Annotated in this window: 17 protein-coding genes and 1 tRNA gene; 8 read left to right on the top strand and 10 right to left on the bottom strand. The window is 48.1% G+C overall.

What is annotated here, in order from left to right; all coding sequences use genetic code 11:
- Window positions 1-102 precede the first annotated feature (102 nt).
- From HF675_RS21025 to HF675_RS21015, 3 genes are all read right to left on the bottom strand, one after another.
- On the bottom strand, window positions 103-1,488 hold the full coding sequence (locus HF675_RS21025; RefSeq protein WP_187043731.1) for a GntP family permease: 1,386 nt from the start codon (window positions 1,486-1,488) through the stop codon (window positions 103-105).
- A 2-nt stretch (window positions 1,489-1,490) separates the two neighbouring features.
- Window positions 1,491-2,453, bottom strand: coding sequence for a D-erythronate dehydrogenase (gene denD / locus HF675_RS21020; RefSeq protein WP_187043730.1), 963 nt, complete (start codon window positions 2,451-2,453; stop codon window positions 1,491-1,493).
- A gap of 62 nt (window positions 2,454-2,515) precedes the next feature.
- Window positions 2,516-3,283 (bottom strand): DeoR/GlpR family DNA-binding transcription regulator, encoded by a 768-nt coding sequence (locus HF675_RS21015; RefSeq protein ID WP_187043729.1) that lies wholly within the window; start codon window positions 3,281-3,283, stop codon window positions 2,516-2,518.
- 399 nt (window positions 3,284-3,682) lie between these two features.
- On the opposite strand from HF675_RS21015, the gene HF675_RS21010 reads away from it, so the two are divergent.
- The 7 genes from HF675_RS21010 to HF675_RS20980 all read left to right on the top strand — a co-directional run bounded on the left by HF675_RS21010 (window position 3,683) and on the right by HF675_RS20980 (window position 15,318).
- A tRNA-Leu gene (locus HF675_RS21010) sits at window positions 3,683-3,767 on the top strand.
- A 199-nt stretch (window positions 3,768-3,966) separates the two neighbouring features.
- On the top strand, window positions 3,967-5,232 hold the full coding sequence (locus tag HF675_RS21005) for an integrase arm-type DNA-binding domain-containing protein (RefSeq protein WP_178996084.1): 1,266 nt from the start codon (window positions 3,967-3,969) through the stop codon (window positions 5,230-5,232).
- 240 nt (window positions 5,233-5,472) lie between these two features.
- Window positions 5,473-7,122 (top strand): DNA phosphorothioation-dependent restriction protein DptF, encoded by a 1,650-nt coding sequence (gene dptF, locus HF675_RS21000; RefSeq protein WP_187043728.1) that lies wholly within the window; start codon window positions 5,473-5,475, stop codon window positions 7,120-7,122.
- 4 nt (window positions 7,123-7,126) lie between these two features.
- Window positions 7,127-8,449, top strand: coding sequence for a DNA phosphorothioation-dependent restriction protein DptG (dptG, locus tag HF675_RS20995; RefSeq protein WP_187043727.1), 1,323 nt, complete (start codon window positions 7,127-7,129; stop codon window positions 8,447-8,449).
- Entirely contained in the window at window positions 8,430-13,517 is a 5,088-nt protein-coding gene (gene dptH / locus HF675_RS20990) for a DNA phosphorothioation-dependent restriction protein DptH (RefSeq protein ID WP_187043726.1), read from the top strand. The genes dptG and dptH overlap by 20 nt, the downstream gene beginning before the upstream one ends.
- Before the next feature lie 60 nt (window positions 13,518-13,577).
- Entirely contained in the window at window positions 13,578-14,102 is a 525-nt protein-coding gene (locus tag HF675_RS20985; protein WP_187043725.1) for a hypothetical protein, read from the top strand.
- A complete protein-coding gene (locus HF675_RS20980; protein ID WP_187043724.1) occupies window positions 14,095-15,318 on the top strand; it encodes a DGQHR domain-containing protein in 1,224 nt (407 codons plus the stop codon). The genes HF675_RS20985 and HF675_RS20980 overlap by 8 nt, the downstream gene beginning before the upstream one ends.
- 57 nt (window positions 15,319-15,375) lie before the next feature.
- On the opposite strand, the gene dndE is transcribed toward HF675_RS20980, so the two are convergent.
- The 7 genes from dndE to HF675_RS20945 form a co-directional block, all read right to left on the bottom strand.
- Window positions 15,376-15,729, bottom strand: a complete 354-nt coding sequence (dndE, locus tag HF675_RS20975) for a DNA sulfur modification protein DndE (RefSeq protein WP_187043723.1) — start codon at window positions 15,727-15,729, stop codon at window positions 15,376-15,378.
- On the bottom strand, window positions 15,729-17,738 hold the full coding sequence (gene dndD / locus HF675_RS20970) for a DNA sulfur modification protein DndD (protein ID WP_187043722.1): 2,010 nt from the start codon (window positions 17,736-17,738) through the stop codon (window positions 15,729-15,731). The genes dndE and dndD overlap by 1 nt, the downstream gene beginning before the upstream one ends.
- Entirely contained in the window at window positions 17,728-19,362 is a 1,635-nt protein-coding gene (gene dndC, locus HF675_RS20965; RefSeq protein WP_187043721.1) for a DNA phosphorothioation system sulfurtransferase DndC, read from the bottom strand. Before dndC ends, dndD begins: the two co-directional genes overlap by 11 nt.
- Window positions 19,359-20,444 carry a DNA sulfur modification protein DndB gene (gene dndB, locus HF675_RS20960; protein WP_187043720.1) on the bottom strand — a complete coding sequence of 362 codons (1,086 nt, stop codon included), beginning with the start codon at window positions 20,442-20,444 and terminating at the stop codon, window positions 19,359-19,361. Before dndB ends, dndC begins: the two co-directional genes overlap by 4 nt.
- Before the next feature lie 277 nt (window positions 20,445-20,721).
- Window positions 20,722-21,120, bottom strand: coding sequence for a zinc-ribbon domain-containing protein (locus HF675_RS20955; RefSeq protein WP_255427366.1), 399 nt, complete (start codon window positions 21,118-21,120; stop codon window positions 20,722-20,724).
- A gap of 286 nt (window positions 21,121-21,406) precedes the next feature.
- Window positions 21,407-21,637 carry an AlpA family transcriptional regulator gene (locus HF675_RS20950; protein ID WP_142816035.1) on the bottom strand — a complete coding sequence of 77 codons (231 nt, stop codon included), beginning with the start codon at window positions 21,635-21,637 and terminating at the stop codon, window positions 21,407-21,409.
- Window positions 21,638-21,782: 145 nt separating this feature from the next.
- On the bottom strand, window positions 21,783-22,352 hold the full coding sequence (locus tag HF675_RS20945) for an inovirus Gp2 family protein (RefSeq protein ID WP_187044781.1): 570 nt from the start codon (window positions 22,350-22,352) through the stop codon (window positions 21,783-21,785).
- 1,142 nt (window positions 22,353-23,494) lie between these two features.
- Here HF675_RS20945 and HF675_RS20940 point away from each other — a divergent pair.
- Window positions 23,495-24,454: a hypothetical protein gene (locus HF675_RS20940; protein WP_142816034.1), complete on the top strand. Its 960-nt coding sequence runs from the start codon at window positions 23,495-23,497 to the stop codon at window positions 24,452-24,454.
- Window positions 24,455-24,569: the final 115 nt, after the last annotated feature.

Here is a 24,569-nt window from a genome sequence, read left to right as displayed (position 1 = left end):
GCAATTATGCCTGCCAGTTCACATTTCCGGTATAACGATATGATAGTAAAGATTTTTCCTAAAGCCGAGGCGGGCGCTGAGACCGGCGTCCGCCCCGGTGCGTTACAGCAGCCAGTCCAGCAGCACGACGCCCACCAGGCTGATCGCCCAGGCGATGGTGGTCGGCACCGACCACACCATAATCTGCTGCTTCACGTCCTTGATGCCCATCATGCGGTTCACCACCCAGAACATGCTGTCGTTAAAGTAGCTGAAGAACAGCGCGCCCATGGTGGCTGCCTGCGCCGCCGCCAGCATGTTGATGCCCGGCAGCTGGCTGACGATGGGTGCGGAGATGGAGGCGGCGGTGATCATCGCCACGGTGCCGGAGCCCTGGATCAGCCGCACCAGCGTGGCGATAAAGAACGGGATCAGCACCGGCGACAGCGGCAGGCTGGCGACGTGCTGCGCCAGCAGGTTGCCGGTGCCGCTTTCGCGCAGCACCGCGCCCAGCGCGCCGCCGGCGCCGGTCACCAGCAGGATGATCCCTGCCGACTGCAGCCCTTCCTCCAGCCGCTCCAGCGTTTGATGTTTATCGACCTTCGGCATCAGGGTGCTGACCGCCAGCAGTACGCTGATCGCCAGCGCAATCACCGGCGAACCGAGGAAGGCGAAGGTCTGCCCCCACAGGCTTTCCGTCAGTCCGCTGAAGCCGTCGAGCTTCGCCAGCATGCCGTTGACCGCGTTGATAAAGATCAGCGCGATCGGCGTAACGATCGGCAGCAGCGACAGCATCAGCCCCGGCAGCGCCTTGGCACTTTTTTCCGCCAGGTAGTTATCGTGGGCGACGCGCAGATCCTGCGGCGCCTCGTCATCCATACTCGGCTGAAAATCCGGGTACTTCTTGCCCAGCCAGCGGGCATAGAGCACGATGCCGACCACGCAGGGCACCGCCAGCGCCAGCCCGGCCAGCATCATCGCGCCGATATCGACGCCGAAGATGCCGGCCACCCCCAGCGGCCCCGGCGTCGGCGGCACCGCGTGGTGGGTGATGATCAGTCCGCCGGCCAGAGCGACGCCCAGCGTCAGCAGGTTACGCTGGCCCTTTTTGGCCAGCGCCTTCACCAGCGGATAGAGGATAACGAACGCCGAATCGACAAAGATGGGAATGCTGACGATATAGCCGGTGATCGCCAGCGCCCACTCTTCGCGCTTTTTACCCAGCCATTTGATAAAGCTGTAGGCGATCTGTTCCGCCGCGCCGGAGACTTCCAGCACCCGGCCCATCATCACCCCCAGCCCGATCACGATGCCGATGCTGCCGAGGGTGGAGCCGAAGCCCTTGGTGATGGTATCCACCGTCTGCACCGCGCTCAGCCCGCCGGAGATGCCGGCGATGGAGGCGGCGATCAGCATGGCGATCAGCGCGTGCACCCGGGTGCGCAGCACCAGAAACACCAGCACGAACACCGCCACCGCCAGACCGATAATCGGAATATACAATTCCATGCTCAGCCCTCGCCCTGCGCCTGCTCATCGCGCAGGAAAGCGCGGATCGCCTGTTGAAAATCTTCATCGGCGCCAAAGCCCATCGCCAGCGCGCGGCGCACGTCGAAGTTACCCGGCCAGCTGGCGACGATGCGGTTGATCGCTTCGTCCGGCTCAAAGCGCACCAGATTGCTGACCCGTTCGCCGGCGACCTCGCGCAGTGCCGCCAGCATTTGGCGCACGCTGACGCTGATGCCGGGCAGGTTGACGGTGCGCGAGACGCCGAAGGCGCTGGCGGGCAGGGTGGCGGCGTGGATAAAGTTCTGCACCACGCGGCCGGGACTGGAGAGCCACAGCGTCAGCTCCGGCGATACCGGGCACACCGCCGCTTCACCGTGCAGCGGTTCGCGGATAATGCCGCTGGCGAACGACGAGGCCGCCTTGTTTGGCTTGCCCGGCCGCACGCTGATGGTCGGCAGGCGCAGCACGCGGCCATCGACAAAGCCTTTGCGCGCGTAGTCGTTGATCAGCAGTTCGCACATCGCCTTTTGTGTACCGTAGGAGGACTGCGGCGTCACCGCGCAGCCGTCATCGATCAGCGCCGGCAGCTCGCCGCCGAACACCGCCAGCGAGCTGGTGAAGATAAACTTCATCGCCGGCGCTTTGCGGCGCGCCACTTCCAGCAACTGGCGCGTGGCATCGAAGTTGACCTGCATGCCGAGGTCAAAGTCGCTTTCGGCGTGGCTGCTGACGATGGCGGCCAGATGGAACAACACGCCGCAGTCGGCGTCGATCAGCATTTCCGCCGCCTGCGGCTGGCTGAGATCGAGCGCCACGCAGCGCACGCGCGCGTCTTCTACCGGCGGGCGCGGAGTATTAATGTCCGCCAGGATCAGCCGTTCGAACGGCAGGACGTTGTTTTGCAGCAGCGCGGCGGCCAGACGCTGGCCAAGGAAGCCGGCGGCGCCGGTAATAATAATGTTCATGGTGTTACTCCTGTTCCCTGTAAGGTGTGTTGTTATGGTTGTTGCGCCGTTTGCGGCGCGTATCAGAGGTTGACGCAGTGCAGGCGCAGCCCGCGATCGTTAAGTTGCTGCTGGGTTTCCGCTGCCAGCGCGGCGTCGCACAGGATGTCGTCCAGCGCCTCCAGCGGACAGACGCGGAACATGCCGTACTTGCCGAATTTGCTGCTGTCGGAGACCAGCACCCGCCGGCGCGCCACCTCCAGCAGCGCCTGTTTCACCAGCACTTTTTCTTCATGCGGCGTCGACAGCCCGTGCTCCAGGTCCCAGGAGCTGGTGCTGATAAACGCCACGTCGATATTCAGCGTGCGCAGCAGCATGGCGGCGCTGTTGCCGACGCAGGAGTAGTTGCGCTGGTCCACCTGCCCGCCGGTGTGAAACAGGCTGAGCTGCGGGCGGTTCATCAGGTGCTGGATAATGGAGAAGTCGTTGGTGACCACCGTCAGGTTGAAGCGCTCCGCCAGGTTACGGGCGATTTCAAAGGTGGTGGTGCCGGCGTCCAGATAGACCACCTGGCCATCCTCCACCAGGCCGGCGGCGTATTTGCCGATGGCGCGCTTATGGCGGTGGTGCAGCTGCATTTTTTCGTTGTAGGCCAGCTCCTGCCGCAGCGCATCGCTCAGGCGCACGCCGCCGCTGACGCTGACCACCTTGCCCTCTTCCTCCAGCACGCGGATATCGCGCCGCACCGTCATATGGGACACGCTCATCAGCTCCGTCAGCGCGGCGATGGGCACCAGCTGATATTCATGCACGTAGCGATAGATAAAATCGCGGCGTTCGGATGGGATCATGCTCTCTCCTGTTGGCCGCTGACGCCTGCAGAACGCGCGGCTGTTATTTTTTGTTATCAGCGAAGATAGTTGACGATCTGGTTTAACAAGTAAGCGATATTTGTCACAAATAGCGCGCAGGGGATGGATGGCGGGTAGGTAGTTAATTGGTTGAAAATATTTATATTAATTGAGTAACGTTGATAAAGAGGCGTGCACAAAACGCTGTGATAAATAATGTGACGGCTAACATCTTTTGTTAGCGTTGAGGAGGGGAAACGGACGGCGGAGAGGGGCGCGATCGGCGCGACGCCGGGCTACGCTGATTTTTTCGGCACTTAACGCGTTGAATCGGTGATAACTGTTGCACCCCGATAGCTGGCAGGTATAATGCACCCGTTTTCCGCATTCTACTTCAGTGCCGAAGTGGCGAAATCGGTAGACGCAGTTGATTCAAAATCAACCGTAGAGATACGTGCCGGTTCGAGTCCGGCCTTCGGCACCATAAGTATGTAAATAGACCTCAACTGAGGTCTTTTTTTATGCCTAAAATCCAGTCCCCGCAAGGCTTTGCCCCGCTTTTCAGTCAACCGACGTCAATCTGAGTTACCCCACATCAACATGCTTGTGAGTATAGAACCGAGTATATATGCTGGTTCGATAATGCTTATATACTCACGGCAGCATATGGAAGGAATACCATCATGGCCCTGACTGATACCAAAGTGCGTTCGGCAAAACCTGAAGTGAAGGAATACTCACTAGTAGACGGTGATGGCATGTTTTTGCTTGTTCACCCCAATGGCTCAAAGTATTGGCGTTTCCGCTTTCGCTTTGGCGGTAAGCAGCACCTGATGGCATTTGGGGTTTATCCTGAAACATCGTTAGCGGATGCGAGACATAAGCGGGAAGAGGCCAGAAAGCTGGTTGCTGCTGGCATTGATCCCCGTGAACATAAGCGTGCTGTAAAAGAAGAGCAGGCGAAAGAGATTATTACTTTCGAGAAGGTTGCCAGAGAGTGGCTCGCGACCAATCAAAAATGGTCGGAAGATCATGCTGATCGCGTAAAAAAGAGCCTGGAGGATAATATCTTCCCAGCAATTGGTACTCGCAACATTGCTGAATTGGGTACTCGTGATTTACTGGCACCCGTTAAAGCGGTGGAACTGTCTGGACGACTTGAGGTGGCTTCTCGTCTCCAACAGCGTACCACGGCCATCATGCGTTATGCAGTGCAAAGCGGGTTGATTGATTACAACCCGGCGCAGGAGATGGCTGGAGCCGTCGCATCTGGCAATCGACAACATCGCCCGGCGCTGGAATTAAAGCGCATACCTGAGTTACTTGAGAAAATAGACGGCTATACCGGCAGGCCGCTAACCCGGTGGGCAACTGAACTCACTCTGCTTATATTTATTCGGTCCAGTGAGCTGCGTTTTGCTCGCTGGTCAGAGATCGATTTTGAAACGTCAATGTGGACCATCCCGCCTGAGCGAGAGCTTATTCCCGGCGTGAAACATTCTCAGCGAGGATCAAAGATGCGTACACCGCATCTGGTACCGCTTTCTAAACAGGCGCTGGCGATCCTGAAGCAGATAAAACAGTTTTGCGGCGAGCATGAGCTGATTTTTATTGGCGATCACGATCCCCGCAAACCGATGAGTGAAAACACGGTGAATAGTGCGCTGCGGGTGATGGGTTATGACACCAAAGTTGAGGTTTGCGGTCACGGCTTTCGTACAATGGCCTGTAGTTCGTTAATTGAGTCAGGGCTATGGTCGAAGGATGCGGTTGAAAGGCAGATGAGCCATATGGAACGCAATTCGGTGCGGGCGGCGTATATCCATAAAGCGGAACATCTGGACGAACGCAAGCTGATGTTGCAGTGGTGGGCTGATTTTCTGGATGCGAATCGGGAGAGAGCGATTACGCCGTTTGACTATGCGAAGATCAATCGGGGTAATATTTAGAGTATATGTTTAATTAAGATAAAACTAATCAACCATCAACTAGCCTCGCTTTGGAGGCTAGTTGATGGTTTTGGGTTTGACCCCCGTCTCTGGATGTGTTTTGTATCATTGGTAACGTTGTACGGATAGGGAAAGATACGATGTTGAAATCGCTCGTAATGACTGTGTCAAAGAGCCTATAGATATCATGGGTTAGCTTTTATACAATAGGTGAATTCTTACTTTAGAGAACATGAACTCATGAGCGCAATCACATTACGTAAAGCGTTGGGTGTACTTGCGAAGTCATCTTCGTTTTCCGTCACCACCGTGACACACCGTCAGAAGGATGAGTTCGATCAGTTAAAGGAACAACTGTTTGTTAAACAAGAGATTGAAGCCGAGTTACAACGCTATCTGGATGTTGCTAAACCCGGTGAAATCATTTTTTTGTGCGGTAGTAGCGGGGACGGAAAGTCCGAAATTTTAACCCGCTGTCAGTCAGATCCGCGTTACCAGCGGCGGTTTATTTTCCATCTGGATGCCACTCATAGCTTTGCCCCTCGACAATCAGCCATTGATGCTTTGAATGAGTTATTTGCTAATCATCAGCAGCAGTCATCTCCATTGCTCATTGGCATCAACACCGGAATGCTTGCTAACTTTGCCCGAGAAGGCGCTGAATGCCACAGGGTGATCCGGTCTGCAATTGACTCATTTTTATCAGGGCAGCAGGATGAAAGCCGTCCTTACCGTAACGAGAATTGTTCTTTTTTTGATTTTGAACATTACCCTAAATTCCAGTTTGACGAAAATAAACAATATTCATCATTTATTAAGACCTTATTAGATAATTTAACTCGTGATGATGATAATAATTTATTTCAGTTTATTTTTCGGCGCGATGAGTCAATTAATCCAGATCTAAAAGAGGTCGCAAACTTTAAATTGCTTTGTATGCCAGGCGTGCAGAGTGTATTAATTACGCAGCTCTTTAAAGCGCGATTAATTAAAGACCAGTTTGTAACGACCCGAACGCTGCTGGATTTTTTGCATCATCTGCTGATGGGGCCTGGCTACTTATTTGATAATCTCTTCATCGGTGCAGAAAATGATCTGATTAAAAAAGTTTCCGATTTTGATCCCGCCAGATTGCACACCTATGAACTTGATCAGTTTGTTTTGCGCTATGAATTGGGACTAGTTGACGCTGATCTCGATGATTTTTTAGCCGCACTTGAGCCGTTGCACATTAAGTTTGATCGCCAGAACGTTAAGTCTGGTGACGCAACCTCCTTGATCCGGCTTTTCTGGCTGTTGCAGTACGAGTCATTGGGTAATGATTATCATCGGAAATTTTCCGCGTTCTTTAACGAATCGTTGTTTGAACGTTACTCAGAAATCTGGCATTTGCATAGAAATTACACAGCAGATCCGGAGCAAAAAAGATCACTGAATCGCTTTTATGCTTTTGAGCTTATCGCGGGTATCCAGCGCTATGCTAACCGCAAAGCACCTGAATTAAGTATGCAAAAAGAAGAGTTCTTTTTGGGTGAGTTTGGTGGGGTCAAAATAACCGCACCGGTGGAGGTAAAGCCTGATTGGGATGCTATCCGTAATAAACATACGGCTCATCCAACTGGCTTCGATGTCTATTTAAAGGTGGGGCAAAATCCACTACCGCATATCCATATCGGGCTTAATTTGTTCGAATTATTGGACAAGTTGAATAATGGCTATCGTCCGAATAAATACGATAAAAATGCCATCGTGTTACTGGATGAAATTGTTGAGTTGATCGCGGAGCAGGCCAAATCCAGCAGCGAAATCAAATTTTATGATGGCAGACAACGGGTTTATCGTGCAAAGGCGGATGACGATATGATCACTATTAGCGGTATGGAGGGGTAGCAGAATGTATCCTATCGCAACCGAGTTAAAAGTGGGTAACAATCAACTGGATAGTTACCTGCCTGTACGCAATAAAAACAACGATATTAGCTGGCAATTCGTCACCGGACTGGCCCTTAGCTACGCCCTGAAACGTAAAATTGAAGCCTACGATCCTGACCAATTCCGTGAAGATTGTAAAACACATATGCAGGAGCTGCTTGATGAGCCTGCATTCTGGTCGGTGCTGGAACGGATGTATTTTTCCAGTCAGGATATTTTCCGTGTATCTCCTCTTTTTTTACTATTTCACGCTCAGTTTGTGGGCGAAAAAATAAGTGCGGGATCTACGGCAGATAAACGTCTGGGTACGCTGTTTGCCAATTTGATGGGCGATTTCAGCCTTCGTTACCCCATACAGGACAGACTGAACTTCATTGAGCAGCAAATGCTGAATAAGCTCAATGAAAAAATAAAATTGCTGGGGAAAGGACCTTTTGCCGAAGAGCAACCCTATCTTCCGTATATGGTCACGTGTTTTCAGTCCGATCTGGCGTTTTTGGCGGAGCACCCACAATACCTTTTACAAGAATTGACCAACACCCTACGTTTGTACGCCTTTAGCTGGTGCGCTCAACTGGCGCTCAATCTGGACAACTGGCAGGACGGCGAACCACAAAGCAAATCGCTGTTTTTTATTCTTGATAGCGAAAAAGCCAGCTCTGAACGGGAAAAGGTGAAACGTTATGGCTATAAGCTATTCGCCAGCCAGAGCGAAAAACTGTTCCCCGTGCTCTCTGTACTTGAGGTTTTGCAATGGGGAAAAGGACAGAAAAAGCGTCCGTTATGGCAGATTTATCAAGATACTCTGAATGATTCAGACTCATCTGCTCGAGTACTAAATGACCTTAACGTTTATTTGCAGGACTTTATTGTGGATCGCGGCCTCCCGCTTCGTGAACGCGCAACAAACCTGGAAAATGCCTTCAAACAGCTCTTATCCGTTGCCTTAGAGCAGTTCCAGGGTAAAAAAACTGACCGCGCGACGGTAAATCGTAAATACGTTAATGAGCTGGAAAACCAGATTTGCACTGACTTCATTCAGGTGCGTGGTCGGGCAGGGAAAGTGCTGGTGCTGAATCAGGATCGTCTTCTGTTGCTGACCAATCTCACTGTGGGCAAAAATGACAAACTCCGCCTGCACGAATTGCTGCGTGGTTTTGAACAGCGCGGTTTTTATCTGGATAACCAGTCGGCGCAAACGCTGGTGGCGTTTTATGAACGCATGGGAAATGTAGAGCGAATGAGTGATAGTGGAGACGCCGTGTATGTCCGTAAAACAGTATGAAACCTATCTGGCCGAAACCTTTATTGAATGGGTAGGTGGCATCATTCAGCCCGGCGAGCGCTACCAGTTCAAATCTCCCGATCCCGATAATGCCCTAAAACTCTGGGAAGCATTCGTCTCTCTGGCGGACGGCAATCAGTTGGAAATTGTGCCAGGGCAATATATTGATTGCCTTCCCTGCAATGGTGTTCAGCTTATTCCTGTACTGCACGGTGCCGAGGCTCCAGCATTCACAGAAAACTACATTTCTCATTTGCGCGATGAAGTTGCAGGGCGCAGCGGCGTTTTTGCCCAAACGGCACTGTTGATTATTCATAACAGTATGCTCGATACCCTGATTAACAGCACCAAAGACGTGGCAGCACCGGATGCTATCTGGTATCCACAAACCTTTAGCCATCAGCTGGAAAAGCTCATTACTACCGACAGCAACCGTTCGGAATTGTCCCGCTGTTTGCTGGAGGATCAACTGGCGACGGTACTGGATGAAGGCGCTACCGTATTTGGTTTCTCGTCGCTGTATCGCTTGCTGGATGATGGCAATCTGGATTTCTCCGAGCTTCATCTGTTTAAAGATGATGAACTACTGAACTATAGCCAGAAACAGCTACGCACCCGACTGAATGAAAACCGGAAATTATATCGCCAGATAGAAGACAGCGTTGAACGCTACAGTGGGCAACTGGAGAATGTGTTGACTGAATTCAGTACTAAGTTCATTCAGGAACACTTCGTCGATAAAGAAGACTGGCGTGAGCTCGATTTCTCCGACTACAGGAAAGAGAAAGAGCAGAACAGTGAACAAAAACTGGTGCTGGAGAACGTCTCCGTCGAAAACGGCGAGATTTGGCAACGGGCGAAAAGCGCCAGTAAGGCAGGCAAACGCGACATCAGCCTGCTGGTGCAAGTACAGCCGGGGCAATCAAAAGCGGAGCTGGAGTTCAGCTTTCAGGGCAACGATCTTCAGGATAACCAGATAAAGATTGCCCATCATCGCCAGTTAAAGAACATGTCTTTCTGGCGCACCAGCCGTGCGGGAGGCAAGACTTCCCGCATTATGGCGTCGGTGCCTTTTGACGGGCATCCCTGCTTCTTTAGTCTCGAACTGACCAACCGCAATAATTCAGCCGAAGAGTATAAATTCCGCCTGTTGCTGGTCGAGCAGGGACAATTCTGGCTAAACGATATTCAGCACTGCTACCGAGTTGAGCCGGGTAAAGGACAAATAACGCTGCAACTGGAAGACAACACGCTGCGTATTGCCGAGTCTGGCAACCTGACCTGTACGTTGGATGACGAGAGCGAAGACATCGACTGCCAGCATTATGCTCAGGTGAATTTTGAGACGCTGGCGAATCAAAGTGACCTGGTTCAGTTTGCGCTCGTTTCCGGCGATTCCCGTCTGTCGTTTAACATTGAGGGGCCGGGAGCTGAAGAAGGGCTAACGCTGCCGCTACTTTTCGACCAGAGTCGTTTCAATAAGCTGTTCAAAGAAGAGGGTAATGCAACCTGGAATCGATTGAAGGGACGTATCATTCTTGATAACACCGAACACAAGGTTGTCGGTGTTCGTCAGCAATTGTTGATACTGGAAGCCTCATTAATTGAGCGACGTCTGCTGGGTACGGGAAGTGATGATAGCGAGTTTGCGCTGGATGAACTTCTTGTCAGTTACCCCGATCTCTATAACGCCTATGAGCAGTTATTTGCCTACTATCAGCGTCGTACTACCCTACCGAGTCTGGTGTCGTGGTCAGCGGAATATCGCACACTGGTCAGCTACATTGTTACTACGTTTGAACAGTCACTCCAGCAAATCGGCCTGAGCAGAGCGCTGACAGCGCATGAGAAACGTCTTCTGCATCTGGGGATCTGCCGCAATGATAGCCATGAGCGTCTCTCACCACTGCACCCATTAGTGCTGGCCTACCATCTACAACTGGCAGAAGCTATCGTTGCGGAGTCGGAACAGCACGATTCGGCTTCATTTGCCACACTACCGCCGATCACTCTTGATCGCTTGATGGTTTCCGGGTTAATGCCGTTTGTTTACCACAGTGAGCATGAATACGCCCAACTACAGCCGGTGGAGGAAAACCGTTTCTGGATTGACGCGGTTCCCCAGCGGCAGGTCAGCCATGACTACGTTAAACGTCTGGTAAAAGACAAACTCAATGAGTTCACGGACGCCTACGCTCGATTGTTCCAGAACGCTGAAAACAGTGCGCTGATTATCAATGCCATTAATCAAGGGAACGCCAAAGAACTGTTTCTGGGATTAGTAGAATATTTTAAGCAAGAAAAAGAGCACGCTATTTCGGTGCATGTGAACTGCTACGATGAACGTTTGCTACCCAATATGTTCGATCACTTTGCCGAAAGTGGTAGTTATGAGCAGCTTAAAAACGATCTCGATCTGAACAGTGGCGTATGGCGGGCGGAAGCCGATATGCTGATTGACCTGCTGCGTAGCCGGTTAACGTTCAGCAAGTTTGTCCTGCCATCAGAAAGCGACAAGCTGGCCTATGCGCATCTGGCATTTTTCACCAATACAGCACCTGTGGATTGCCGCCAGATCCGCATTGAAGATGCGTCTAGCGGGGTATTGTGTCATGGGTTGATCGCTGGGGAAGGTGCCGAAACGCAGGGGGATGCTTACTTTACCGCGTTTGGACTGCGAGATGTGGATACTGAGTCCTACTGCGCCCTGCGTCTTGCCAGACTAATCGGCTGCCTGTGGCAACCCGCACGTCAAAGCAACAGCCAGTATCATGGACAAGGGATCGGCCTGGCCGTGAGTGGCAATTTTAAACAGCTGCTCAATTACTCCTACAACAGCGCGCTCTGGACCACCATCATTGATCCTAAAGTCACCCTCGACTTTTTCACCAGTCAGAAAGATGTGGTGCTTATCCACTATTCTGACCAGTACACCAGTTGCGCAGGCTACGATGCCGTCACCGTCACGAAACAGGTTGATTTGTTCCTGCGGTTGCTCCAGACCGGAAATCAGTCAGGGCAACCTGCTGTTGATAGTCAGCATTTGCTGGCTGAATTTAATGCCTTTAATGGCGAATGGCTGCTGAAAATGCTGCGCTCCAGTGAAAGGGAGCGTAAAGAGAAACACGGCATTATAGGCGCGTACAAATTTGTGCAATCCATGTTGCACCAGTCCGATATTTGCTGGATTCCGCTATCGGTAGCCGAAATGATCCGCGTGTCCGGCAATGTCGGGCTGAAAATGAAAGAGAGTGATTTATCGAGAAATTTACAGGGGTATCGTAAAGGTGCAATTTCTGATGACGTACTCTTTGTCGGATTCAAAGAAAACAGCCTCTATTTGTTGCCGCTGGAAGTTAAAACCGGGGCGCGACCGGACTACAGTTATGCAGGCCAACAGGCTCGTGAGCTGAAACGTTATTTACAGCAGGACATTCTGGAACCACAAACGCTGGCATCACAATTCTACAGGGCGCTCTTTATTCGTCAGGTGTTGATGCAGGTGGAGAAATTGCGTCTGTACGGTGTGCTGGACAGCAACAAACTGGCTCCCTTGCTGGATCGACGCGAATGGTGGTTAACGGGCGACTATCAGTTAGGTAAGTTGGTCGACTATGTGGACGGCTTCGTCGTGGCGCATGTGGACAGCGCAACCTGCTTTGGTCCCTCTTATAAAGAGACGGCGGAGAATATCTTACAGATCGAAATCCCTTATTCACTGCTACCTTCGCTGATCGCTGCGCAGGGGGATGAACCACCGCTGGCGGAACGTCATCGGGTGCCGGAAAAATATCGGCTTAAGCCAGAGTGTGATGCCAGTCCGTCACAACCCGAAATCGTGGTAGAAGTCACAACACCGGCTACTGCACAGTCCATTTCGGAACCGGAGTCATTACAGCCTGTTGTGCCGGTGGCGATTCCTGATATTAGCGATACTCCATTACAGATCCTGTTTGGTCATGATGCTGCGCGTCAGAGCCCGTTACATTGGGAGCCAACCAACACCGCGAAGTTTATGAATACCAATACCGGCATTATTGGAACGATGGGTACCGGTAAAACCCAATTTACTAAATCGCTGGTCACACAACTGATACGCAATCAGTCCTGTAACGTTGATGGTAAACCAATCGGCCTGCTGATCTTCGACTATAAGTCGGACTATGTAGATGATGCTTTCTTGGATGCAACGGGGGCTAAAAAGTACAAGCTATTTAAGCTGCCCTATAATCCATTATCTCTGTTTGGCGATACGCCAATGCTGCCGATCCACACCGCTGGTGGACTATCAGAAACAATGGCGAAAGCCTATGGCCTGGGTCATAAACAGCAGCTTAAATTAGAAAACCTGATTTTAGAATGCTACGAAGCAGCGGGGATTTCGCCGGAAGATCCGACAACATGGTCAAGAACTGCGCCGACGATTGAAGACGTATGGCAACGTTTCCTCAGTCAGGAAAAGGTTGAAGAAGATTCTCTTTACGCAGCGCTTTCTAAGCTAGCGCGTTACAAGATATTCGAAACCATCCCGGAGAAGATGACCAGTCTGTACGAATTGATTGACGGCGTTACAGTGATTGAATTAGCAGGTTATCCGCCAGAAGTGCAAAACCTGGTGGTCGCACTAACACTGGATCTTTTTTACGCGCAGATGCAAAAGCGCGGTAAACCGGTGGTGCGAGGGGATTATCGACAGCTCACCAAAATGATTCTGGTGGACGAAGCCGATAACTTTATGCGTCAGGATTTTTCCAGTCTGCGTAAAATCCTTAAAGAAGGCCGTGAGTATGGCGTAGGAGCGATCCTGTCAACGCAGGAAATTACCCACTTTAAGACTGGTGAAAATAATTATGCCTCCTATATTTTAACCTGGGTGATCCATCGTGTTTCGGAGATTAGGAATGCGGATATTAAGGCGGTATTAAACGTCGATGATAAAGGTGAGCAGGAATCGTTGATGGGGCAGATTCGGCAGCTTGAGAAGCATTTTAGCCTGTATGTGGATGGCGATAAGCAGGTTAAGAAGATGCGAGATAAGGCATTCTGGGAGTTAAATTATGAAAAATAAGATGTTTCGCCCGGAATATAGTGCTAAATCTTCTATTTCTTTCGGTAAGGGAGTCCAGTCATGGGGAAGGTGAGGCATAGTCCATGGGGGAGTGTTCTTAAAGAGTTATGGGGACGGATTGTTAACACATTTAATAGTATCTCTTTTATTGCTTTTTTCCTTGCAGGAATTCTTTTTGTCGGTGGTGTTGGATTATGGCTCCCTTACTTGTCAGCAATAATATCTGGGGATAAAAATGCATCATTTTTTGAGAGTGTAAATGTTTTTACTTATTCGTTTGCTATACTTGGAACTTTATGTGTGGATGTGATCTTAAATAACCAAAAATCGACAAAGGATTTTTTAGGCTTAGGGATGATATTTGGTGTTCTTGCTCTTATTTTTTGTGTTGTTGGGTACTTAACAACAAAGACAGGAAGTTCATATTTATTAAATATTGGCACCCTTATTACATTGCTTATATTTATATGTGCTAATGTAAATGACGATAAATTTGATAATGATACCTCTCGAACCGAACCTGATCCTACTGGATATCAAGAGGCTGCCCTATCTAATATTAAAGATGGTGAAAGAAATGAATAAATTCCCAATGAAGTTGCCAGCAATTAAAGTAGAACAACCGTTAGGGGATTTTTATGTTGTATCGATTCCTGCTGAAGTTTTGTTAGAAGTGTGCTATACAATTCGGGCTGAGATATTAGATGGTTATGAAGACCAATCTATCTCTCACGTTGGTACATTCATCAATAAATTGGTTGGTAACCAAAGGGTTACAACCAGGTCTCGGCTTGAAGAAATAAAGAGATATACTGAAACAGTAGATGCTAGTTTCCCAAACTCAATTATATTAGGTGTTAATTACTCTAGTAATGGAACTTTGGTCACAGATGAAGCTGTACGCTGGGATATAGAGAAAAAAGATAATGGTTTTTATTATCTTACGATTCCAACAGGAGAGAAATTAGCTTCTATTATTGATGGTCAACATCGAGTCTTTGGATTTACTAATTCAAGCTGCAAAGATATGGAGTTGTTATGCTCAGTATATTTAGATCTCCCATTAGCTTATCATGGTAGAATCTTCACCAATATCAACATTAATCAAAGACGAGTGGATAAAAATCTAGCTTATAATCTATTCCAATTTGATATGGAACAAGGTGAGCCATCATCTTGGTCACCAGAAACCCTTGCAGTTTATTTCACTCGCGTTCTATCAGAAGATGAAAAATCACCACTTAGAGGAAAGATAAAACTAGGCGTCGTGAATGGAGGTTCAAATTCAACTATATCAATGGCATCAATAATTGATGGGATTTTATCATTAATTACAAGTAATCCCAAAACCGACAGAGATATATTGCAAACTAAAAAAGTTTCTGAAGGTCGTGATAGAAATATGCTACTGAGTATTCCATATAAAGCCCCTTTGAGGAGGTTATATATTGATAATAAAGATAAAACATTATTCGATATCATTTTAAATTTTCTTGAAGCTATTGTAAGTAATCTATGGAAATATAATGTATTCAAGAAAACACTAGGTATGCAGGCATGCTTCGATTTCTTTAAAATAATCTGCGAAGATGACGGCTATTTACACTTTGATGTTAACGAGTTGTTTGAAAAAGCATCTTTTGTTAATTTTGACGATCCCTTTTTTGGTGTTCAGTCAAAATTAAGAGTTAGGATTAAAAACACTCTTATTGTTGCTTCTGGAATAAAGATGCTAAGTGATTTGAATATAAAAAATGATGCGGATTATTCAGAGTACGAAAGACTATTAGCGGATATCTAAAAGATTACGCAATGCCAAAATTTTATTTTTGGCATTGCGTATAAGGTAAATAATAATTTATAAGGCTTTAGCTATCGATAATAATGTACGATAATTTCTTAATCCTGCAATTCCATCTTCAACATGCGATGCCCACGCCTTAATCATCACCCTCTGATCCAATTGCGGATAAAGCATCTTTAACACCAGTTCTGTAGCTTGCAGTGTTTCCCCAAGCCATGTAATTTTATCCAGCACTAGCGAGCCATCCAGCTTCTTACTATCCCGCTCAGGCAAATAGCGAAACTCACTCTCCACCGAGCGGAAAAATGCCAGTCGAGCAGCGACATTGGGCGTAATCCCTGTATATCCTTTTAACTTCTTGAGCTGGTCTTCAGTCTGACGACTAAGCACCATTCGATTCGGGAGCATCAGACAGCCTCCTTGGTTAATTCCCAGAAATAGCCAGGTTTCAGCGCAGATGATTTGGTATGCGCATTAAACACAATCTCATAAGCATGAGAAATATCATCACGCAGTCGATCGACGAAATAACGCTCATCTACTTCAGTATCGGTTGATAGCAGCACAACCTGATGGCTGGCCTCCGGAAAATAATGATTAATCAACTTATCCCGGTGCTGAGAATCCAGACGCCCTAGAGGCGTATCAATAATCACCGGGAAATCACGCCCAGAGGTTTTTGCCAGCGCCTCAAGAATGGCAATCGCATAAATTTGTTTTTCACCCGCAGAAAGCAGCTTGCGATTAATCACCGAACCCTTTTCATCCACCAGTTCAACATCAAATGTCTGTGGATTTATGTGTGCATTAAGCTGTAAATCCTCTTTACGAGCCAGCTTGTGGTAGGCAATTTCAAAGTTAGCAGATAATTTTTTCACTCGCGCCTGCGTTAGTACATCGCTGTAGTAATCGAGCAGGTTAATGGTTTCCTGCGCATTTTTTAATGCGCTGCTCAAACCATGTTGGCTACGAGTGATGTCATGTGCTTTCTGTACCTGACGAACATAGTCCAGTTGCTGCTGTTTTGTCCGTTTAGCCTCTTCCAGCAGTGAGCGGTATTTTTGCCGCTGTTTTTCACGCTTATGGTCGAGCTCACGTAATGCTGCAAAGAGATCCACTAATTGCTCGTCTTCCGGGGCTCGAGCAATATTAGCTGCGGCCTGCTCCAGTTGTTGTTCAATATCCGCTAACTGTTGGCGGTACATATCAAAACGCTGCCATGCTTTTTTGCTGTCTTGCTCAATGGACTGCTGGAGCATACCGGCTTCACGTTCAGAAATATCAAACAGCAAATCACCTTTTGGTTTGGCTGCCATATATGCGTCCAAATTATTGGTAATAGCTTCGGTAGCAATGGCTCTGGTACTACTCTCACTGCTGGAACGGAACGCGATATCATTTTTGAGTTGCGTTAAAAATTGATTTAACTCCGTCTCAAAATTTTTCGCCTGCTTGATCTGTGCTTCATTGGCAATTTTTTCCAGCAACCGCGACAACGTATTAGGTGCTAACGCATAGGGCAACGATCCATCGCATTCCTGTCGTAACGATTTTTCCAAACGTTCTTTTTCTTTTAACAGCGTTTCAACTTTCTGTTTTTCCTGTGCTTTGGTTTGGGCAAATGCGCCCCCCTGCGCATTTAACAATCCCTCATGACGAATAATGTCCTGGGATAAAAATTCAATCCGCGAGTTAACGAAATCGGCCTCTTCCAGCAATTTCTCTGCCTGACCGGCAAGCATTCTAATCTTTGTCTCAAGCGCTTCAACCTGCTGTTGCTGGGAGCCACCCAACTGGGCGGTTTGCTGGCGTTTGACAAAAATCATCAGATCATTTTGCAGTCTGGCGATCAGATCCAGTCCCAACAAACGACGCACCGCTGTACGCAGAATATTACCGGATTCATCTTCCGCCAACTCTGCAATCTTCTCTCCATCAAAAAAGAAAAGATCGGCAACACCGTGAGGAATTAATTCATTCAAAAACCCCTGACACTGGTCATAACTGAGCTCACTACGCGGTTGTCCATCCTGCTGCAAAGAGAGACGGTCTTTCTTTCCTTTCTTCCAGCTACGCGTGACGGTGAATTCAGTCTCATGGCCGTTTTGGTTGTAGGTAAAGGTCAGTTCTACTGCGGCCTCATCCGGACGCTCTGCTGTATACGTCCCGTTGTGCACCAGTGCACCGAGTTGTTCAACATACTCCTGCTGCTGCATTGCCGGGCCAAACGCTAAACGCCCATACAGTGCCAGTCGAATTGCCGACAAAATAGACGTTTTCCCTGCGCCATTTAAACCACCAAACAGCACAATTGGACGAGGGTTTACTTCATGCGGACGCTTTCTGGGAGCCAGATCGATGGTGTGTGTGCCGCAAAATACGCGAAAATTATGTAATACCAGTTGCTTAATGAGCACGTTTATTTTCCTCATCGATAAGCACAGACGATTCGCCCGCATCGATAATTCTGCGCTGCAAAGTCTGAAGTTCATCTTCCAGCTTTTCAACTTCGTCCTGATGAATATCCCGATCGTTGCGCTTTTGCAGCGTTGCTTGTTGCTGCTGGATCTCTTCCAGGCTGCCCCAGTCCTGCTTCAAAATTGTGCCGAGCTTGTCAAAAATCCCCTGACGACGACTTAACCCTTCCATTGAGGTTTCCAGCTCAATCAGTTTCATCACCATTTCAGGTACTACATTAAACCCTTGTGTTATCTGGGCCAGCAAATCAGCATCGCTGGCATCAAAGCGCGACTGATCGTCAACTACCCAGTTCAGATCCTGCTGATATACCTCGCGGTAAATACCGGGGAGTGTGTCATACCAGTCTGGCTCGTTAGGATCTTTCAACCACTCCTGGCGGATAGCGTGCAGTTCCGGCTGGGTGATTAACGTAATCGTGTGGCCCTGGGCGTTTAAATCACGCTCAATTTCCAGTAAGTCTTTTAACCACTGCTGGCGGTATTTGAGCCAGTAGGGGCCAGGAACATGCTTACGCTCTGCACTGCGATCTTCGCCGTCTTTAGCGTACTGATAGCTCACCTTACCGGTGCGGCGTTTATAGTTGCGATAGGTGTCTTTATTCACCGGATCGGTGGTAAACGCCAGCAGATCACGATATTTCAGCAATGGCGACATCCATTCTTCGCCATTTTTGATCAGACTTTCCATCGCTTTATCTTTGGTGACTACGGTACAGGTCCAGCAGCCAAAGCGAGAATTCCCGCAAGAAGGGGTACTTTCGTCGATCACTAGGGGACACTCACCCTGTGCGGAAGAGTCCATATACAGCGTCCACAGCGGACGGTTGTTTCCACCCCACGGGCTTTCCCATTCGTCGATATCTTCAGGAGCATAGCGGAACGCTCCGCGCAGCAGTTTCCAGACGTCTTCTACATCCCAGGTATCAATAGGGGTATAGATAAACGCATTTGCCAGCGTGGTATGCCGGGCCAGGCGTGAGCCATCAATTTTGTGCTTTGCGATGACCTGCGCACGGGAGGCACTCTCGCTACTACGTGAGCCGAGGACAACAATCACTTCATCAAACTGGCTGACCTTATCTTTAATAAAGTCGCTCACCGGATTGATTTTCATACGCTCGGTACACCAGCGAAAACTACGGGTTGGGGCCGGATAACCTTTCCCTAGTAAATTGACCCAGAAGGTTTCATTAGTTTTAGGCATCACGGCATGTTGAGTGATCGGCAGGCCATTACGTTTTGCGCCTGCCTCAATCTGCAACATTGTTTTCTTAATCAGATCCACGACCACTGGTGTTTCCACCAGTGTATCTGATGACACCAGAAAAACATCTTTGCTGCGCATTTCCGGGGGCAGGCCGAGCAGGGCCAGATACACCAGCGTGATCACAGCGGAAGAATCTTTCCCGCCGCTATAGCCAATTACCCACGGACGCTTATCCGCACAATAAATTCTTTGAACCTCGGCAACATATTCGGCCAGAGGGCGTCCAGCGAACTGCTCCTGATTAATAAAATCTTCGTATTCGGCCAAATCGTAGGCCTGAACTAATTTACTCATGAGACAACCATTTGAGCTTCAAGCTCCTGTTCTTCAGGAGTGAGGGGAATTGAGAGCGCGGTTTTTAGCGCATTACAGGTGAGCTGGATCGCCGTACTGGTTTTACTCAGTTTGCCGTGCTGCATCGCACGTTTGATGAGATCCGGGTTGTTTCTGCGCCAGTTAAAAGTTTTAAGTGCAGCTATTTTCTCCGGCCACTGCTCAGGATAATCCGTTAGCAGGGTATATCCCAGTTGCCCAAGTGCCTGCAATCCAATGCCATGAGCGTGAACATAATCTTGTCGTAACTGAACCGGAGAAACCTCTTTTTTAGCCGCTAACTGCCAATCCGGCATCACGTTAAAAATAGCCTGCCAATATTGGGTAGCAATTTGGGTGCATTCCTCAAAGTTGTTCTCTTTGGGATCTTTACCCAACAATGCGCGGGTAGCCTGCTTGATGCTGCTCAACGTAAATAACTTATTCGACCGCTGACTGATGCCAGATTTTTCCAGTTCTGTCATCCCAACAAACGGCTCTATGGACATCGCCAGATAACGTGCCAGATTTGAACTGGCATCACGATGATCGTATAGAGACGCCAGCGACGGACTGGGGCGAATGGCGTATTTATTCAGATCGGCGAACATCTGCTGGCTACGTTTTAAGCCTTCATCAACAAAGAACAATACCGGAATATTATCCTGGCCCAGCTCCGGGCGAGCATCCAAAGCGTCTTCAATCGCTTTACGGCGATGCTGACCGTCATTGATCAGAATTTGCGCATCCATCGGTACGCATAACGTTCCTAAGTTGTTTGTACCTGGGTGCTCATCAAACTGGACGTCAACGGCAATGGATGCTGTAAGCGCAGAGAACACATAATCTTTTGGATTTTCCAGAAGATAACGCACCATTTCGGGGATACGCGATTTATTCAGCGTGCGCTGTGCGCGTAGCTCAGGCGGTACGTCATTTTCATCAAAGCTGAATATCTTGGGAATTATGCGCATCGGGCACGTGGCGATGTAGAAAGGACGACCAGCCTGAATGCCACGTATAGCTGGAAAAGAGTAGCAGTAATCTGCATCAACACTAGCCATGCTGTAATCCGTATAAAAATCGAATGAATTTGGTTACGTGATATTTTACGTAACCCGGGGCAAAAATTACAGTTTTTTCACGTGAAAAATTGCGTACTGCATTCCGATATATGCCCGAAATTTAGTTCTGCAACCCAAAACATTCATGTAGATGCAGCACTGTTAGTGCTATTGCTTGGTCTCTTTCAGAGCATTATCCGCTTTTTAAAATCATGGTTGCTCATGTGACAGACCAAATGAAGCTGTAGTTTGGCATCTCCCCAACAAGCAGGGCAATTCAGGTGTAATTATTCTGCCAGCAGGCTTCCTCAATGCTGTAAATACCGTTCCCGCAGACTGTGCAGCGTTTTTCCCCGCTGTAATGGTTAGCGCACCAGACGCAGTACCAAGCTAGCGACATTACCGGGGAGTCCAGTGTGTTGAAAAGACTCCGTAATGTACTTCTGCGTATCTCCGCTTTCACTGCCGGGTCAATATGCGCACAACTCATCAACGTACTGGCAGCTACTGTCCTCTGGTCATGTTCGAACCAGGGAGAGTCAGCGTGCGTGCCGGTATGGAAGATGAGTCGACAGCCACAGGATACGCAGCTCCATACCCGTCCCGGTATGTTCGCTGCTTCACTGGTTGTCACAAAATGCCCACGGTGGTCATTGGCGAGGTAGCATTTCAGCATACGAATTTCGGCGTGCAGATTCTCACTGGTAATGGTCTTAAAATTCATCGGACTGACTCCTTACCGCCATACGACATGCAGGCTATCACCGTCGAGAGATGGCTGTCTGTGTGGAAGGATGGCGGGTTACAGGTTGATAATGGATAGCTGGAACTGATGGGGCAGGATTTTCGGCTGCAAGCGGGGCTGGGCTTAGTGTCACAGTAACGCCGCTTTTCATGTTCGTATCGTCAACGGAGTGATATGCAGTTAGCAGTTTGACGGGAGCGATGCTGCCCGGTTGACTTCAGTACCCCCGTGAGTTGGCAATAACCTGCTGCATCCAACTCTGGACTTCACTTTTATACCAACGGGAGCTGCGTCCCAGTTTGATGGGTTTCGGAAACCTGCCATCCTGAATCAACTTGTAAAACCACTTGTCGGTCATCCTGGTGTGTTTGGTGATGTATGCCATATCGATAAGCGGGTCTTCTGCGTTAAATAATGACGCGGCGGATGGTGTTGTACTGGTAGTCATGGAATCTCTCCCTCTGAAAATGAATGTTGGGAGGAGCCCGGTGTGGGTTGAGTTCTGTTGCACACCGGTACTCCTTCAGAGGATAAGGGGTGTATGTAAAATATTACCTAGAGAGGTCAGACAAAGGGCTGAGGACGCCAGGAAGTCAGCCCTGACTACAGCCAAAGTTACGCCCGCCATCACCGGTGACTTTGGTGTGGTCTTTAGCGAGGTAATCAGCCCGAGCTAGGGCCTGTTGAAGTTGTGCGCTGTTCCCCCTGTCAATCCATAGCGCTGGATTCTCAGGGAAATTCGCCAGTGTGGCATGCTGCTGCACGTCCACCTGCAACGCGCTACACCAGGCCTGTTTAATCATCCCGGCCAGCGTGTGCGGTGAATTGTAATCACCAGCTCCACACCAACTCTCTCGGTTCAGCAGTAAAACAGCGTGATAGTGCTTTTTACCGCTACGCTCGCCGAACTCCCGAGCCCAGACATACCGCAGCGTTGTGGGGTGTACCCGCTTGCCCTCCTGCTTTCTACGCAACTGACAGGCGGTAATTTTGGCTTTAAGGGATTCTGTAAAACGGGATATTACAGCGGCGTCAGTGGCGGCAGGGGCATCAGGCAGGCGTAGATCAACTCTCAGCATTAATACTCGTGGATAGGCATCCAGGGCATTCTGAAAGGTAGCGGCAATACGTTGCTGCCAGAAATCGTTAAAGATGTAATACATGAGGAAAGTCTCCGGTTGAATGTGATTCATATCCATTACCGGTGACATAAAAAAAGACAGTTGCGTTAAAACAGAATCGATGACAGCTGCGTATTTAAAACTGCGACTGATACAGTCGTCACTTTTCTGAAGGTGTTTTTTTTTCATGATAATAATCTATGTGCTGAATATAGTCTCAGAGTGTCCGTAACGCGCCAGTAAACGTTAAGTTCTTTTATCTTACGTTATACCTAAGTGACTACAGTAAAGCAGTAAGTACTACGATTTTTATGGCCTTAATACAGGAAGGGTTGAGGCTATAAACTAGCCAGAATAACAAATGGGCTGATCTGAACTCTGATCTTTTTACATGCGTTTCTAATCAGTCATAGACAAAAAGTATCTTCGGTAAAGATATTGTCGAATAAGCCCCAGATTAGTATTAATAACTTAATTTAGTCAACTTGTGATGTGTAGGTGATTAAAGACTATGCCTGCTGATTATCCATTATGATATGTACTTATACAGTTACAATGATGATATCAGGTAGTGCATAGTGAGTGGTTGCTGATGATAACACTTGCTTCATTTTTATTAATTAGGATAATGACTGTAAGAACATTATTATGTCGTTACTGACACTTCCTTGAGGTCAATATAATCAAGGTGGTTAACCTGCTTTACGATTAAGATAGTTCATGATACATGCTCTTCTTTATTGTTTATATTACCAATCCGACAAGCAGGGCGATATGACCTTGGTACAGATGGGGTGTACAGACCGGTGGTTTTACTTCATGGTGATATGTTGCCACTCTGGAGTTATGATAGCTATGGCGGACAAGCATCGGTCAACACGGTAAAAATAGCCGTTGGAGTTTACAGCACTGTAACTGGCCGGCTTGGCTTTTCGTTTATCGTGAGCTAAAAAAACCTCTGTAGCGATCCCTACTGCTCTGAGGTGAAGCTTGATAGGTAACCAGCGTAAGAGTCCCGTTATGGCAGGTTTCTTTACGTTATCTGTGTTGTTAAATTACATAATTTGTGTGGTGTGATGGCAGCCTGATCGGCTATCTTCAGAGAACAGAGAAAACAAAATGGTTGTTCTGATGTCTGGCTGATAGCCAGAGTCATGACGACGGACAGGAAAGGAGTCTGACCAGTGGCAGCGTTCAACATGTCTGATGATTTTCGTTTTATATTCCCGAAAAAGGCCGACAAGTATAAGAATGTGATGGTCACATCTGTTGATTTTCGTCGGCTGGAAAAAGAATATTGCATTTGTTTTTATCATAAATCTAATGATAGTAGCATTGGGGATGTTTTCAATCTTATTACTGTTTTAAGGTCTGAGTACGCAGGACTTCAGCATGGGAAACTGATTTTTAATTCAGAAGATAAGGAGAATTGTGAACGAAATAAATGGCTTTTACTGAGGGCGATAAAAAAAGATATAGATAAAAAGATGAGAATGTTCAGTACTGCCAGAGAGTTTCATAACGAGATGAATCGCAGGCATAAGAATTCGGGTACACTCTGTTTCTCTTTATTTGCTGAAGGTGTCTCCGGAGATCCCATTCCGGATCACATGAAAACACTAAAAACGCTAAGCTCCCGATTTTTTAATAATATCCGATCCAGAACCACATTTAAGAACCATGTTCTGGGCTATTTCTGGGTTGTATTAAAGAACAACTGTGATAACCTGCCTTATTTACATGTCAATTTTTATATTGATACTCGAGGTTTTAATAACGTTATTGGTGAGGAAATTAATGCTTGCTGGTTTAATGCACTCAAAGCCATGGAGGACAGAGAAGGAGGGGTATTGCACCTTACTGTGACAAAAGAATATCAGAATGGGTTGCTCTTAAGAAGTACCAGTGGTTACAGGGAGCAGTCCGGAGAGAATCACGCTATTTTTACTCTTTTCAATTCTGATACAAGTGTAATTACTCAAGATTTGAACGCTGCGAATTCAGAAATATACAAGCAGTTTACCAATAATAAAGATAAACAGTATTTCATACATTATCTTTATGCACTCGCTAAAGAGTCTTACTTTATTGCTGAAAACACTCATTTCTTTGGTTCTTCCTCAGCGGTAAAACGGTTGAAATAAATTTCAGATATATATCATCCTGATGAACTGCAACAAACCAGTTGTGCTGGCCCCTTGGTTATTTCTCCCAGAGACACAACCTGTCGTTTAAAGATTTCTTTGCGCAAAAATCCAC

The organism is Serratia sp. JUb9 (assembly GCF_014298095.1).
GTDB classification, from domain to species: domain Bacteria; phylum Pseudomonadota; class Gammaproteobacteria; order Enterobacterales; family Enterobacteriaceae; genus Serratia_B; species Serratia_B rhizosphaerae.
This window is presented reverse-complemented; position numbering and strand designations above follow the sequence as displayed.